The following is a 13,833-nucleotide window of genomic DNA, read 5'->3' on the forward strand; positions in this document are numbered from 1 at the left end:
CCCGCTTGACGTTGGGACCGATGATATCGGGGACACGACCTAGTTCGTGCTGATGCTGAGACGATTGTCCTGTTCCGATGGCCAGGTCTCAAGGGCGAGACCTGGGCACCCGCGTTCGTTGTTGCTGCTAAATTCCAAGAAAAAAAGCCCCACGCGAAGCAGGGCTCGCGTGGGGTGCTCGGAGACTTGGGTGGCGGCGTTATTCTGCTGCCAAAGATTGAAGGGCGGAGATCGAGGGCTGGAAGAAGTACTCGCCGCCCTCGGTGGTGACGAAGTGGTTGAGCGTTACTGTGTTGGTGGCGGTGCTGCTTTTGCTGTGGAAGGGGCACTTCATCGCACCGGATGTACTTTGTGACATGACGGGGTCAACGCCATCGCCCTTCTGGGGGAAGTTGGGATCGTTGATCCAGAACTTCTGGACGAACTCGAACTGGTCGCTGATGCTCTTCTGGTAGCAGAGGAAGAGCAGACCGCGATCGACGCCGTCGTCGGTGATTGGGTCGCCGGGGTGCTTCGGGCGCTTGAAAGCGGGGCCGAAGGGGATGCCGCGGCGGAGGAGGCGGTGGGTCTGGGTGAAGCTCTCGTGGAGATCGCTGTTAGGGTCGACGGTGCCGTCGGCCTTGAGGAACTGCTCGTCGCGCGGGTAGGCCTTGCGGATGTGGCCGGAGCGCGGGACGCCGGTGCCGCGGAGATCGTCACCGTACTCGAAGTTGTTGATGAGGTTGGCGTCGAGCATCTCGGGGTGAAGGTTGGAGGGATCGCCGGTGCTGGCGTCGAAGTCTGCGGGGAAGCCGTTATCGGAGCCCTCGTAGGCGGTGTGCTGGATGGGGCATCCGCTGGCGTAGCGTCCGACGATCTTGGCTCCGAAGACCTCGGGCGGCATCGAGAGGGCGGTCGCGTTGGCATTGACGCTCTTGATGAAGCCGGCGACGTCCTGGCGGAGCTTGCGGAAGACGAGATAGGAGCCGTTGCGGGTCCAAGCGGGGCCGCTGGCGCTGATGGGTCCCTGAGCGGGGTTGGGGCCGTCGAACGATGGGTCGGGGCGGGTAGGAACCTGGGTGGGGTAGCCGAGGACGAACTCGCCGGGCCAGAGGAGGTCCTGTCCGGGGACGCCCTGGTGGCCGGAGTTCGGGCCGGGGTTGGTGTCGGCGGAGGCGGTGAAGCCCTTGATGCCGGGCTGGGAGACGCCATCCTTGAAGCCGAAGTGCTCGTGGCCGGTGAGTGGGGCGGGGAGGGTCTCGCCAAGCTGGTCGTAGAGGAGCGAGAGGCCGCTGGTGGGGAGGCCGTCCATGACGTTGAGGGTGGCGGCGGTAAGGTCGGTGGCGTCGTCTGCGGCGAGGTGCAGGACGAGATGGAGTTGCTCAGGCTGCTGGAAGGGTGCCTGCCAGTGGTTGGGGTCGCTGTGGTGGAGGTCGCCGATGACGGACTTGCGAGCGGCCATGCCCTGCTTGAACTCGCCGGGGAAGGAACTGATGCCGGAGGCGTTCAGGGCTTTGAGGCCGGCAAAGGTGAAGGCGATGTTGATCCAGGAGGCCTTGGGCATGTTGACTTCGCCGCGATTGCGACGGCGCGCGGCGCGGAAATCGTTGTTGAAGGCGGCGACGTCCGTAGATTTCGAGATCTGCGGGACAAGGGCGCGGAGCCATGCCTTCGCGGTATCGACGTGATCGATGCGGAGGAAGAGGAAGCGTTGATGATCCTTGTTGAAGCCGGCGAGAATGTTGCCTTGAATCTCGTCAAGATCGATCGCGATGGGATCGATGGGATTCTGAACGGTGGGCATGAAGATGCCTTTCGACTGCAAGATGCGAGCCAAGGGACTTACGCGGAGTGCGCGTGGGCACTCGATCTTTCATTGCAGGGATGGTGATGGGAAGGGCTTGAGCGTTTCAGGGTGATGCAGATTTTTTTGAGGGGAGTGTCTCAGCGGCTACGCGCGAGGACGAGGGCGGTCATGTCCTCGGGCTGCGCGTTCTTGCTGAAGAGCCGCTTGGTCCAGGACAGGGCTTCGAAGGCGCGGGCTTTCTCGAGGACGGTTTGGCAGATAGTTGCGGCCGACGACTCCCCGGAGTCTTTGAGGATTTCAATGACGCGCTCGTCGCCGAACTCGGTGCCGTGGTGCATGGTCTGGGTGACGCCCTTGGTCACGATGAGGAGTTTCGCGCCGGGCTCAAGGGCCTGGATGGAGGGCTCGTAGGTAAGGTGGGTGAAGAGGCCGAGGGGCATGGCGACGTTGGGCAGGAGGCGCGTTCCTTCACTGTCGCGGAGAGCGGCGGTCTGGCCGCCGGCGTTGATGTAGGCGAGCAGGCCCAGGTCGAGGTCGTAGCAGCCGATGAAGGTGGGGGCGAAGTGGATCTGCTTACCGGCTGCGGTGAGGGCGAGGTTGAGGGACTGGACGAGGAGGGCGCTGCCGTCCATCAGGTTGGCGTCGGGTGCGCCGAAGAACTCGGTTGCTTTTGCGTGGAACGCGGCTTGCGTTTCGGCGGCGATGGGGTCGGTTTGCTGGCGGGTTCCGGCGATATCGGTGAGGAGGAAGGCTATGCGTTGGCCGATTCGGATGGCGTCAAAGAAATCACCGCCGCTGCTGTCGGCTTGATGCTGCGCGTGGAGGTCGATGCCTTCTACCGTGGGAAGAGTTACGGGCGCTGGTGTCTTGGTCGAGGCACCAGCACCGGATTCGCCGACATGCATCAGAGGCTCCAAAGTGCGTACGCAAGATGAGCCTTCACCTTACAAGGCGGCTTGTTTGAACGCCAGTGAATTGCGGGCTAAACGGCTAACTCCGCGCGGATGGCCTGGGCGATGGCTTCGGCGTGGTGGCGCATGAGCGGCTCGGATTCGGCTTCGATCATGACGCGGGCGAGGGCTTCGGTGCCGGAGTAGCGGATGACGACGCGGCCGGTGTCGGCGAGGGCCTGCTCGGCTTCGGCGATGGCGGCTACCACGGTCGGGATGAGTTCGAGCGGCTTCTTCTCGCGGACCTTCACGTTGATGATGACCTGGGGGAAGACCTTGAGGTCGGTGAGGAGTGCGGCGAGGGATTTGTTGGCTCGGTGGAGGATGTCGAGGAGAAGGAGGGCGGTGAGGAGGCCGTCGCCGGTGGTGGATTTGCCGGAGAAGATGATGTGTCCGGATTGTTCGCCGCCGAGGGAGGCTCCGGTGGAGAGCATTTGTTCGAGGACGTACTTGTCGCCTACGGGAGCGCGGAGCATGCGGATCTGCGAGCGCTTGAGGGCGGCTTCGAGGCCCATGTTCGACATGGTGGTGGCGACTACGGTCGAGTTCGAGAGGAGGCTGCGGGCCTGGAGGTCGCGGGCGGCGAGGAGGAGGACGGCGTCTCCGTTGACGACGTTGCCGTGCTCGTCGGCGAAGAGGGCTCGGTCGGCGTCGCCGTCGAAGGTGATGCCCATCGAGGCTTTTTGGGCGACGACTTCGGCGGCTACGATGTCGGGATGGAGGGCTCCGCAGTGCTCGTTGATGTTGCGGCCGGTGGGGCTGGCGTGGGTGATGATGACCTCACCGCCGAGGCCGGCGAAGAGCTGGGGGGCTACGGCGCTGGCGGCTCCGTTGGCGCAGTCAACGACGATGCGCTTGTTGTCGAGCGAGAGGCCGGGGACGAGGGATAAGAGGAACTGGACGTACTCGGCGCGGTCGGCTTCATTCACCGGGGGTGGGTTCGAGGGCTCGGGGGTCTGGGGGGCGAGGGCCAGTTGCTTGAAGATCTCTTCTTCGATCTTGAGTTCGGTGGCGTCGGGGAGCTTGTAGCCGTCGGGGCCGAAGAGCTTGATGCCGTTGTCTTCCCAGGGATTGTGGGAGGCGGAGATGACGATGCCTGCCGAAAAGCCGTGGGTGTGGGTGAGGAAGGCGACGGCGGGGGTGGTGATGACGCCGGCGCTCTCGACGGTTGCGCCTCCCAAGGTAAGGCCGCTGGTGAGGGTCGCGGCGATCCAGTCGCTGGACTCGCGGGTGTCCTGGCCCATGAGGATGCGGGGATTGGGGCCTAAGGAGTTGGCGAGGGCGAGGCCGATGGCGTGGACGGTGGCAGGATCGAGCGGGGGCTGGCCGGCGACGGCGCGGATGCCGTCGGTGCCGAAGAGTTTCTTCATCTGGGGAGGATCTCCGTGACGGTCGCGCTGATGCTTCCGGTGGCGAGACGGGCGCGGATCGGTTGGCCGGTTTCTGTATCGTGCGCGTTACGCAGGAGCTTGCCTTCTGGCGAGTATACGAGGGCGTAGCCGCGGTTGAGAACGGCGAGAGGCGAGAGGGCTTGGAGGCGGGCTTCTGCTCTTGTGAGGCGGTTCTGGCGGGTGGTGATGAGCTGCGTCGAGATACGGGTGAGGCGGGCGTTGGCGGCGGCGAGACGTCTCTGGGCTTCGGCGAGGCGGAGGCGGATGTCCTGGCGGTGGAGACGGGATTCGAGGGCGGCGAGGCGCTGGTGTTGCTGGCGGAGGCGGCGGGCGGAGGCGGATTCAAGGCGGAAGCGGAGGTCGTCGATGCGCTGATCGCGGCGGGAGACGGCGTCGCGGAGGCGGTTGAGGACGGACTCGGCGGAGAGGCGGGCGTAGCGTTGGCGCCCGTGCATGAGGGTGTAGCGGATGGCGCGGAGGGCGCGGCGCGAGAGGGCTTCGAGGCGGTCCTCGATGCGGTGCTGGGCGGAGGTGATGATCTCGGCGGCGGCGGATGGGGTGGGGGCGCGGAGGTCGGCGACGAAGTCGGCTATGGTGAAGTCGGTTTCGTGGCCGATGGCGGAGACCACGGGAAGCGTTGAGGCGGCGATGGCGCGGGCGAGGGATTCGTCGTTGAAGCCGGCGAGGTCCTCGGCGGAGCCTCCGCCTCGTGCGATGAGGATGAGGTCGGCGCGTTCGGGATGTTTGTTGAACCAGCGGAGGCCGGCGATGACCGTTGGCGGGCAGTTCGGGCCCTGCATGGTGGCGTTGTAGATGAGGAGGTTGACCTTGCCGTGGCGGCGGCGGGCTACCGTCACGATGTCGCGGATGACGGCTCCGCTGGTGGAGGTGATGACACCGATGCACTTGGGGAATGCGGGCAGGGGGCGCTTGCGGGCGGTGTCGAAGAGGCCATCGGCTTTGAGGCGGTCGCGGAGGCGTTCGAAGGCTGCCTGGAGCAGGCCTGCGCCGCGGAGCTCGAGGGTTTCGGCGATGAGCTGGAGCTGGCCTCGGGACTCGTAGATGCTGATGCGGCCGCGGGCGCGGATCTCGTCGCCGTCTTTGGGGCGGAAGCGGAGGAGTTGGGCCTGGCGGCGGAAGAGGACGACGGGGAGTTGGGCTTCGCCGTCCTTGAGGGTGAAGTAGAGGTGGCCGGAGGGGGCGGGGCGGAGGTTTGAGATTTCGCCGGCTACCCAGACGTCGGTGTGGGCGGACTCGACCTGGCGGCGGACCTCGGAGACGAGGGCTCCTACGGTCCAGACGTGGGGGGCTGCGGGCTTGATGGGCTGGGGTGGGGCTGGGGTGGGTTTTGGGGTGGGTGGCGGTGCGGTCGGTTCGGTGAAGAGGAGGCCGAGGGTGGCCTGGGTGGGGCGGGGGCTGCGCTTTCCCCGGAGGCCGAGGCGGAGGCTGGCTAGAGTCGGCGGGGAGTCTTGGTTCTCAGCCATATAGGGGTGAGTTTATCAGGCAGGCCCGTAGGATGTTCGCATGGACGATGCCTCGGTGGATGTGGATTTGAACCTATGGAAGAAGCGGCTTGGGACGGTTCCGGATTGGGTCTGGGAGCGGGTGGAGCTGCGGACGCTGGTGCTGGCGGATAACGATCTGACGGAGGTGTCGGGGAGGATCGGGGGACTTCGGGAGCTAAGGATGCTCGACCTTGGGCATAACCTGCTGGCGGAGGTGCCGGGGGAGATTGGGGAGGTTTCGGGGCTGCGGGACTTTCTTTATCTGCATGACAACCGGTTTACTGGACTTCCGCAGAGTCTGGCAAACCTCAAGGCGCTGCGGTATTTGAATGTCAGTGAGAATTTGATGGAGAGGTTTCCGGAGGCGGTCTGCGGGATGAGTGGGCTGGTGGAGCTACGGATTGCGGACAACCGGATCGCAGAGATTCCGGGGTCGATTGGTGGATTGGGGCGGCTGCGGGAGCTACATCTGCGGAATAACGCGCTGGAGGCACTTCCGGAGGAGATTGGGGACTTAGCGGAGCTGAGGGTAATTGATCTGCGGGGGAATCCGCTTATTTCTTTGCCGAGGACGATGCTGGAGATGCCTCGGCTGGAGAAGGTGGACTTGCGGTGGGTACGGACGATGGAGTGGCCTGGATGGCTGGAGGAATTGGAGGGGCGTGGGTGCCTGGTGTATCGGTGAGGGGGCTTGAGAAGCTACCGCAGGAACTGATGCACCGCGTGAAGGCTATCGCCGAGACGAATGGGGGACTGAGAACTTTCATCTTCCGAAAGCCCTACCGAATCGCTCCGAAGTGCACGTTCTCGGCACGCGATGGACTGTCCAGGAACTGCAGCGTCGTACTTGGTCCTAGATATGGGGCGTCCGCGGAAGAACGAAGCACCCAAACTACCTGCTTCTCCGGAGTCAACTCGATAGCCTGCAGGCTGCCCGGCTGGACCTTCTGGCTCCACTCATTCACCCAATTGTTGACGACCGTATTTCCATTCGGCAGGCGCCATGCCTGTTGCAGACTGTCGACGTGAATTCCGGGTGTATCGCCCGGCTTCCAACTCCACGCCGCATCGCCTCGCCGCGTAATCTCCCGAACACCAAGGCTGTCCGTGACCAGCACGTTCCCATTCTCCAGCGGGGTCACTCCCCAGATGTGTGTCCCGGGAAAGCTCCAAAGCTCATTTCCGTCGACGTCGTACTCCACCACGCGGTCGAGATCCATGTGCGCCACGAGCAGGGTGCCGTTCGCCGTCAGACGCGCATGCCGAAACTGCCCATGCACGCTATCCGGGTTCTTCGTCTTCAGAACCGATTCCTTCTCCATCACGCCGCTGCGAATATTCACCACTCGCAGCAAAGCCGGGTTTCCATTCTGGATATAGAGCACGCGGTCCAGGCCGATCGGCACAACTGTGTGCACCTCATGCCCGGCTGGAACGTCGTACCGCCAGACCGTCTTCTTCTCCTGGGTTATCTCTTCCACCGCGAACTGGTGCGCGAAGAGGATATTCCCATTCGAGAGCATCGTCGCATCGCTGATCTCTCCACGTCCGGAAGGATCGTCGTAGGACCAAACAACCTGGCCTCCACGCACGAGGAAGATCCTGCGCTCCTTCGATTCGCCGGCATACAAAAAGTCGTGCCGCCCAAGCGTCACGTCGGGAGCCTGGCTAAGAGAAACGCAGGGCAATAGAAACAGCGCAGAGGCGAGGAACGAGAGACGCATAAGCAGTCTCCGGATCATATCCGCTCGCGCGCACCTTTTGGGCAAACGGTCTAAAGTCGGCTCATTCCGCCAAGATTGTCCGCGAAACTCTGGACGTCGTCGTCGGCGAATACGAGTTCACCACCCTATCCCGCAAAACCGGCCGCATGATCCACCAGCTTTTCGTCGGCCGCATGGAGATCGAAGACGGTTACATCAAGCTCCTACGGGAGTCGATCAACCTCGTGGAACTCGCCCTCGGCATCGACCCTAACGGCCTGGCCGACTACAAACTCCACAGCGCTCCAATCGCCTGAGCTCCGTGCCCTACATCCTGCTTCCGAGATGTGGGATCCACAGGATCTACGCGATCGGCGAATTGGCCTTTGCCGCCGCAGGAGGCTTCCGGCGGCTGAGCACGGCCGACCTCCGCGTCCGCCGCTTGTCGCTCGCATGATCTATCTTGTTCCAGAACCCGACGAAGTAGTCGATCGCCGAGATGATCGAGACGATCGTCATCCAGTAGATCGCGGTCACGGCAATAAAGTGAACGGCGACGATAAACCCGCCCCAGTTCCAGTAGTCCCAACGATGAGCGAGGATGGCGGCAACCACCGAGACGATCTGAATGACGGTCTTGAGTTTCCCGATCTCGCTCGCCTCGATCGTGAAGCCTTCGGCGGAAGCGATCGAACGCAGCCCGGAGACCAGGAACTCCCTCCCAATCACCACGACAGCAATCCAGGGGGGAACGATCCTCGGGTTATACGCGACGAGAATGATGTACGCCGCCGTCACCATCAGCTTGTCGGCCAGCGGATCGAGCAGCATCCCCATGGTGGTGATCTGCTTCCGCCTCCGCGCCAAATACCCGTCGAGCCCGTCAGTGATGCTCGCGATGATAAAGATGATGGAAGCCGCGATCTCCTGTTCGCCCCCGAGCAGTCCCCCGGGATGCGTCGGCGGAAACAGAGTCTGGAGCGTATGGAGACCAAGTGGAGACATCACCCAGATCAGCAGCGGCACGCTGGCGATGCGGCTCATCGTGATGGAGTTGGGCAGATTCATCGCGGGGCTCGGCGCGCCGGTCAGTCTCAGGCTTCGGGAAAGAGGGCGGTTACCAGCATTCTGTCACACCGGCGTTATGTTTGTTGGGAATGCTGGTGCGCTCAGGCAGGAACAGCACACGTAACACCAAAAAGGGCAGCCCCGCGGCTGCCCCTCCTGCACGAGCGGTGTTACGACGATCAGGCGTAGATGCCGCGTTGTTTGGTTGTATAGGCGACCCGGTCGATCGCCAGCATGTAAGCGGCGATCCGGTTGTTCACCGCGTGGGACTTCGCATAGGAGAGCACATCCTCGAAGCTGTCCATCATGATCCGCTCGAGCCTCTGGTTCACCTCTGCCTCGGTCCAGAAGTAACCCATCCGGTCCTGGACCCACTCGAAGTAGCTCGTCGTCACGCCCCCGGCATTGGCAAGAATGTCGGGAATCACAAAAACGCCCTTCGCCTCGAGAATGTCATCCGCAACGATCGTCGTAGGCCCATTCGCCCCTTCGCAGAGAATCCTGCAGTTCAGCGAACCGGCATTCTGGCTCGTAATCACATTCTCGGTCGCCGCCGGAATCAGGATCTCGCAATTCCAGGTCAGAAGCTCCGCCTTATCGACTGCATCTCCACCAGCAAACCCGTTGATCGTTCCAGCTTTCTGCCGATGCAACAGGAGCGCGTTGATATCCAAGCCATTCTGGTTGGCAACCGCGCCATCGTATTCCGCAATGCCAAGGATCGTGTAACCCTTGTCGAACAGGATCTTCGCCGCGTTCGAGCCCACATTGCCGAAACCCTGAACGATCACCCTGCAACCCTTCACGGGAAGGTCGAAGTGCTTCAGAGCCTGATCGCAGACCACTGCGATTCCACGTCCCGTAGCCTCGCGCCGTCCACGCGAACCGCCGATATTCACCGGCTTTCCGGTCACAACCGAGGTCACCGTCTGCCGCATGTGCATGGAATAGGTGTCCATAATCCACGCCATGGTCTGCTCGTTCGTCCCCATATCAGGAGCAGGAACGTCTTTCTCCGGTCCGATGAACTCCATCAACTCAGCCGTATAGCGCCGCGTCATCCTCTCCAACTCGCCCTGCGACATCGTCTTCGGGTCGCAGATCACGCCGCCCTTCGCCCCGCCGAACGGAATATTGACGACCGCGCATTTCCACGTCATCCACGAAGCCAGCGCACGAACCTCGTCCAGCGACACATCCGGCGAGTAGCGAATCCCACCCTTCGCCGGACCACGCGCGATCGAGTGCTGCACACGATACCCGGTAAACACCTCGATCGAGCCATCATCCATTGCAACCGGAATGTGGACGATGAGTTCACGCGAAGGGTAACGGAGCACCTTCCAGACGCCGGGATCAAGGCTGAGCTTACGGGCGGCGAGGTCGAAACGAGCGGCCTGCGCCTGCCAGGGATTTGTCTCCTCTTCAAGGGAGATCGTGTGGGTTGGAACAGGTGTATCAAGAATTGCGGTCGACATGGGGTCCTCTTTGACTACTTATCAGTGATTCTCCGGCCATCAGGCTCTCCGCGGTGTGAATTACTCCCGGAATTGACACGGGAGTCACAGGGGAAGCGTGCGCGTCGGACCAGACCGGTCTGTGGTCCAACCTGCGGAGTATAGGCCCCGCGCGTTACAGTGGGCAACCGGGAAGGACGGCTATGATGGAGGGATGTGTGCTGCACGCAGTTCGTCTCAGGCTGTTTCGTTTCCGTCAGCGAAGGAGTTTTCGCGGCTCAGCAAGGTGCATTCGCTCGTTCCGGTCTATCGCACGGTCGTCGCCGACCTCGAAACCCCCGTCTCCGCCTTCCTCCGCATCGCGGCCGAAGAGCCGGAAGCCTTTCTCCTCGAGTCCGTCGAAGGCGGCGAACGCGTCGGACGGTACACCTTCATCGGCGTTCAGCCCTATAAGAAGATGGTCTCGCGCGGCCGCAGCATCACCGTTCAGGAAGGCCGGAAGCGGCGCACTTTCGAGGGAGACATCTTCGACGAGCTCAAGAAGGCTCTCGACGGCCACACTCCAGCGCGCCTGCCGGGTTTGCCGCCGTTTACCGCCGGCGCAGTTGGATTCTTCTCCTACGATGTCGTTCGCCAGATCGAGAAGCTTCCGTCGCTAGCGAAGGACGAATTGGGCGTGCCCGATGCGTGCCTGATGTTCTTCGACCAGGTGCTGGCCTTCGACCACGTGAAGAAGGAGATTCACCTGATGGTTACGGCCGACTTTCAGCGGGAAGCGAGCGAAGGCGCTTACGAGCGCTCGGTCAAGAGGCTGAACCGGCTGGAGAAGCGCCTGGCGCAGGAGCTACCGAAGCGCAAGCGGTCAAAGGAGTTAGGCAAGCTGAAGATCGTTCCCCGAACGACCAGGGCTGCGTTCCTCAAGTCAGTGATTGCAGCGAAGGAGTACATCGCTTCGGGAGATGTCTTCCAATGCGTTCTCTCGCAACGGTTCGATCTCGTGCCGGATGTGGACGCGTTCGAGGTCTATCGGGCGTTGCGGATTGTGAATCCATCTCCTTATATGTACTTCCTGCGCTTTGAGATGGATGGAGCGGAGAAGTCCGAGGCTCACATCGTGGGCAGCTCTCCGGAGCTTCTCGTGCGCGTGCACGGACGTCATGTGGAGTACAGGCCGATAGCCGGGACGCGCAAGCGGTCGGAGAATGAGGCCGAAGACCAGGCTCTCGAGGCGGATCTCCGGGCCGACGAGAAGGAGGTTGCCGAGCACATCATGCTTGTCGATCTCGGACGAAACGATGTTGGACGTGTGAGTGAGTTCGGTTCGGTGCGGGTGAAAGACCTGATGTTTGTGGAGCGATACAGTCACGTGATGCACCTCGTCAGCGCGGTCGAGGGGACGCTGAAGAAGGAGCTTGGGCCAGTCGATGCGTTTCGGGCGTGCTTCCCTGCGGGAACATTGAGTGGTGCTCCGAAGATCCGGGCGATGGAGGTCATTGAGGAACTCGAACCGGCTCGTCGAGGTGTTTACGGCGGAAGCATTCTGTATGCGGACTTCAACGGGAATCTGGACTCGTGTATTGCGATTCGTACCTTGTTCATGAACGGCAAACAGGGACACATTCAGGCTGGTGCTGGAATTGTGGCTGACTCGATTCCGGAGAGCGAGTTCGAGGAGTGCGGGAATAAGGCAAAGGCTGTGGTGAGGGCGATCGAGCGGGCAAGGTCCGGCGGGCGTTAGTCAAGGGAGATGGGATGGTTTTTGTTCTAGATAATTACGATTCGTTTACCTATAACCTCGTGCAATACATGGGCGAGCTTGGGGCGGAGATGGTGATCAAGCGGAACGATGAGATGTCTCCCGCGGAGGTTGAAGCATTGCAGCCGGATCGCATCCTGATTTCACCGGGACCATGCACGCCAGAGGACGCGGGGATTTCGATCGACCTCATTAAGCATTTTGCTGCGCTTGGCGAGAACGGTGGGCCGAAGGTTCCGATTCTTGGCGTTTGCCTTGGTCACCAGGCGATCGGTGCGGCGTTCGGAGGCAAGGTGATTCGGGCTCCGAAGCTGATGCATGGAAAGACGAGCGAGATCGAGCATGATGGGGAGACGATCTTCGCGGGGATTCCTTCGGCAATGACATGCACGCGGTACCATTCGCTGATCGTTTCGGAGGAGGGTTTTCCAGAGGAGCTTGAGATCTCGGCTCGCGTCGTTGCCGGAACGGATGGGGCAGGGCAGACCATTATGGCTCTTCGCCACCGCGATCTTCCGATTGAAGGGGTTCAGTTTCATCCGGAGAGCGTGCTGACCACGCATGGGAAGACGATCATCGAGAACTTCCTGAAGATGAAGGGTTGAGGATGGCCTGCACGCTGAGAGTGGCGAAGTGTCGGTTGGCTCTGGCTGGTGGAGTCTTGCTGGTTGGGGGAAACGCCTGGGCGCAGCAGCCGATCGGAAGTGTCGCCATGCAGGACGCGACTGTTGCGGGATCGCTTGAGGTCACGGGTGGGCGAGCGGTGCTGGTGGGAAGCAGCAGCGTGACGGCCAAGGATCATGCAGCGGAAGTGTCGCTCCAGCGTGGTGGGACAGTGAAGGTTTGCCAGACGAGTGGACTGCACCTTTCTTCGGGGGCTTCGAGCTCGGCTGGTGCGCCGCTGATGTTGGCGCTGGATCGTGGAGCGATCGAGGTCAAGATGGCTTCTGTCGCAAACGATGCGGTGCTGACTCCGGATTTGCGGTTCGCGGTGAAGGCAGGAGGTCCGCTCGATCTCTACCTGCGGGTTACGCGAAATGGCGACACGTGCGTGGAGCATCGGGGAGCTTCGGCTCCTACCCTGGTAATCACCGACTCGTTTGGCGAAGCGACGTATGAACTGCACGCCGGACAGCATGTGCTGTTCGAGCATGGAAGTCTGCGGGAGGTCGTGGATCACGAGACCTCGCCATGCGGATGTCCTGCACCAGAACCTCCGAAGACCATGTCGCTTGCGGAGGCTTCGTTGACGCCTTCGGGCGATGGCAAGGTCTCGCAGACGCAGGCCGCGGTGCAGCACCCGTTTCCGGCGGCGCAGAGTGAGGGATTGGCTCCGGGACCGGAGATTCCTCAGGCTCCTGCGGGAGAGGTGCATGCGCAGGTTGCGGCTTCGCTGACGTACGAGGCTCCGGCGACTGGAACTGCGGCGGCTGAGCCTGCTCCGGTGGCGGCTAAGCCTGTTGCAGCTTCCGCTGAGCCGGAGGAGAAGCATGGATTTGGGCATGCGATCGGGCACTTCTTCCGCCGGTTGTTCGGTGGTGGGTCGAAGGACTAGCTTCCGTTGGGCTGCGTTACAATCGTAGGGTTGTGGAGCGGTTCGGCGACTGGCTCGCGGGCACGCCGCAAACTCAATACAAAAAGAGATTAGAGGTTTTTCTATGTCGATTCCCGCAACGCAGATGCGCCCGGGCATGATTATCAAGTACAAGGATGACCTTCACCTGGTGTTTTCGGTGGAGCATCGCACTCCTGGCAACCTTCGCGCGTTCATCCAGGCAAAGCTGCGCAATGTGCGGACTGGGTCCATGTTCACGGAGCGCTTCCGTTCACCGGATCCGATCGATCGGGTCATCGTGGACGAGGTCAAGATGGAGTTCCTCTATAACGATGGGGACGATTACTACTTCATGGATGAGGCTTACGAGCAGACCATGCTGAAGCATGAGGTTCTGGGCGATGCGGTCGAATACCTGACGCCGAATCTCTCGATCAGCGTGAGCTTCCACGATGGAAAAGCTGTCGGTATCGAGCTTCCGACCGCGGTGATCATGACCGTGATGGAGACGGAGCCTGGAATCAAGTCGGCGACTGCTTCTTCGGTCACCAAGCCGGCCAAGACGGAGACTGGTTTGATCGTGCAGGTTCCTCCGTTCATCAACGAGGGCGAGAAGATCCGTGTCGATACGGCTGAAGGCGCTTACATGAGCCGCGCGTAAG

Annotated in this window: 13 protein-coding genes; 6 read left to right on the forward strand and 7 right to left on the reverse strand. The window is 61.9% G+C overall.

Annotation, left to right across the window (positions count from 1 at the left end):
• Window positions 1-199: 199 nt before the first annotated feature.
• From GRAN_RS11535 to xseA, 4 genes are all read right to left on the reverse strand, one after another.
• A complete protein-coding gene (locus GRAN_RS11535; RefSeq protein WP_128913205.1) occupies window positions 200-1,783 on the reverse strand; it encodes a Dyp-type peroxidase in 1,584 nt (527 codons plus the stop codon).
• A 140-nt stretch (window positions 1,784-1,923) separates the two neighbouring features.
• Window positions 1,924-2,691, reverse strand: coding sequence for a PP2C family protein-serine/threonine phosphatase (locus GRAN_RS11540; protein ID WP_128913206.1), 768 nt, complete (start codon window positions 2,689-2,691; stop codon window positions 1,924-1,926).
• A gap of 77 nt (window positions 2,692-2,768) precedes the next feature.
• Entirely contained in the window at window positions 2,769-4,106 is a 1,338-nt protein-coding gene (gene glmM, locus GRAN_RS11545) for a phosphoglucosamine mutase (protein ID WP_128913207.1), read from the reverse strand.
• Window positions 4,103-5,611 (reverse strand): exodeoxyribonuclease VII large subunit, encoded by a 1,509-nt coding sequence (xseA, locus tag GRAN_RS11550; protein WP_128913208.1) that lies wholly within the window; start codon window positions 5,609-5,611, stop codon window positions 4,103-4,105. Before xseA ends, glmM begins: the two co-directional genes overlap by 4 nt.
• Before the next feature lie 40 nt (window positions 5,612-5,651).
• Between xseA and GRAN_RS11555 the strand changes: the two genes are divergently transcribed.
• Window positions 5,652-6,317 (forward strand): leucine-rich repeat domain-containing protein, encoded by a 666-nt coding sequence (locus GRAN_RS11555; protein WP_206662757.1) that lies wholly within the window; start codon window positions 5,652-5,654, stop codon window positions 6,315-6,317.
• Window positions 6,318-6,411: 94 nt separating this feature from the next.
• Here GRAN_RS11555 and GRAN_RS11560 read toward each other — a convergent pair whose 3' ends face one another.
• Complete coding sequence (locus GRAN_RS11560) at window positions 6,412-7,356, reverse strand: NHL repeat-containing protein (protein WP_128913209.1); 945 nt, start codon at window positions 7,354-7,356, stop codon at window positions 6,412-6,414.
• A 146-nt stretch (window positions 7,357-7,502) separates the two neighbouring features.
• On the opposite strand from GRAN_RS11560, the gene GRAN_RS25495 reads away from it, so the two are divergent.
• Window positions 7,503-7,652: a hypothetical protein gene (locus tag GRAN_RS25495; protein WP_161570942.1), complete on the forward strand. Its 150-nt coding sequence runs from the start codon at window positions 7,503-7,505 to the stop codon at window positions 7,650-7,652.
• Between the two features lie 46 nt (window positions 7,653-7,698).
• On the opposite strand, the gene pgsA is transcribed toward GRAN_RS25495, so the two are convergent.
• Both pgsA and GRAN_RS11570 read right to left on the reverse strand, forming a co-directional pair.
• Window positions 7,699-8,403 (reverse strand): CDP-diacylglycerol--glycerol-3-phosphate 3-phosphatidyltransferase, encoded by a 705-nt coding sequence (pgsA, locus tag GRAN_RS11565; RefSeq protein ID WP_128913210.1) that lies wholly within the window; start codon window positions 8,401-8,403, stop codon window positions 7,699-7,701.
• Between the two features lie 179 nt (window positions 8,404-8,582).
• Window positions 8,583-9,881: a Glu/Leu/Phe/Val family dehydrogenase gene (locus GRAN_RS11570; protein ID WP_128913211.1), complete on the reverse strand. Its 1,299-nt coding sequence runs from the start codon at window positions 9,879-9,881 to the stop codon at window positions 8,583-8,585.
• A gap of 193 nt (window positions 9,882-10,074) precedes the next feature.
• Here GRAN_RS11570 and trpE point away from each other — a divergent pair, with 193 nt between their 5' ends.
• From trpE to efp, 4 genes are all read left to right on the forward strand, one after another.
• Window positions 10,075-11,598 carry an anthranilate synthase component I gene (gene trpE / locus GRAN_RS11575; protein ID WP_128913212.1) on the forward strand — a complete coding sequence of 508 codons (1,524 nt, stop codon included), beginning with the start codon at window positions 10,075-10,077 and terminating at the stop codon, window positions 11,596-11,598.
• 14 nt (window positions 11,599-11,612) lie between these two features.
• Window positions 11,613-12,221: an anthranilate synthase component II gene (locus GRAN_RS11580; protein WP_128913213.1), complete on the forward strand. Its 609-nt coding sequence runs from the start codon at window positions 11,613-11,615 to the stop codon at window positions 12,219-12,221.
• 35 nt (window positions 12,222-12,256) lie between these two features.
• Complete coding sequence (locus tag GRAN_RS11585) at window positions 12,257-13,171, forward strand: nuclease (RefSeq protein ID WP_128913214.1); 915 nt, start codon at window positions 12,257-12,259, stop codon at window positions 13,169-13,171.
• A gap of 103 nt (window positions 13,172-13,274) precedes the next feature.
• Window positions 13,275-13,832, forward strand: coding sequence for an elongation factor P (efp, locus tag GRAN_RS11590; RefSeq protein WP_128913215.1), 558 nt, complete (start codon window positions 13,275-13,277; stop codon window positions 13,830-13,832).
• The last annotated feature ends 1 nt before the right edge of the window (window position 13,833 follow it).

Origin of the sequence: Granulicella sibirica (genome assembly GCF_004115155.1) — a bacterium.
In the GTDB taxonomy this organism is placed as follows: Bacteria; Acidobacteriota; Terriglobia; order Terriglobales; family Acidobacteriaceae; genus Edaphobacter; species Edaphobacter sibiricus.

Coding starts and splice junctions, on each gene's coding strand:
- GRAN_RS11535 (WP_128913205.1), bottom strand. CDS start 1,783: ATGCCCACCGTTCAGAATCCCATCGATCCCATCGCGATCGATCTTGAC.
- GRAN_RS11560 (WP_128913209.1), bottom strand. CDS start 7,356: ATGCGTCTCTCGTTCCTCGCCTCTGCGCTGTTTCTATTGCCCTGCGTT.
- trpE (WP_128913212.1), top strand. CDS start 10,075: ATGTGTGCTGCACGCAGTTCGTCTCAGGCTGTTTCGTTTCCGTCAGCG.
- GRAN_RS11570 (WP_128913211.1), bottom strand. CDS start 9,881: ATGTCGACCGCAATTCTTGATACACCTGTTCCAACCCACACGATCTCC.
- GRAN_RS11580 (WP_128913213.1), top strand. CDS start 11,613: ATGGTTTTTGTTCTAGATAATTACGATTCGTTTACCTATAACCTCGTG.
- GRAN_RS11555 (WP_206662757.1), top strand. CDS start 5,652: ATGGACGATGCCTCGGTGGATGTGGATTTGAACCTATGGAAGAAGCGG.
- glmM (WP_128913207.1), bottom strand. CDS start 4,106: ATGAAGAAACTCTTCGGCACCGACGGCATCCGCGCCGTCGCCGGCCAG.
- efp (WP_128913215.1), top strand. CDS start 13,275: ATGTCGATTCCCGCAACGCAGATGCGCCCGGGCATGATTATCAAGTAC.
- pgsA (WP_128913210.1), bottom strand. CDS start 8,403: ATGAATCTGCCCAACTCCATCACGATGAGCCGCATCGCCAGCGTGCCG.
- GRAN_RS25495 (WP_161570942.1), top strand. CDS start 7,503: ATGATCCACCAGCTTTTCGTCGGCCGCATGGAGATCGAAGACGGTTAC.
- xseA (WP_128913208.1), bottom strand. CDS start 5,611: ATGGCTGAGAACCAAGACTCCCCGCCGACTCTAGCCAGCCTCCGCCTC.
- GRAN_RS11540 (WP_128913206.1), bottom strand. CDS start 2,691: ATGCATGTCGGCGAATCCGGTGCTGGTGCCTCGACCAAGACACCAGCG.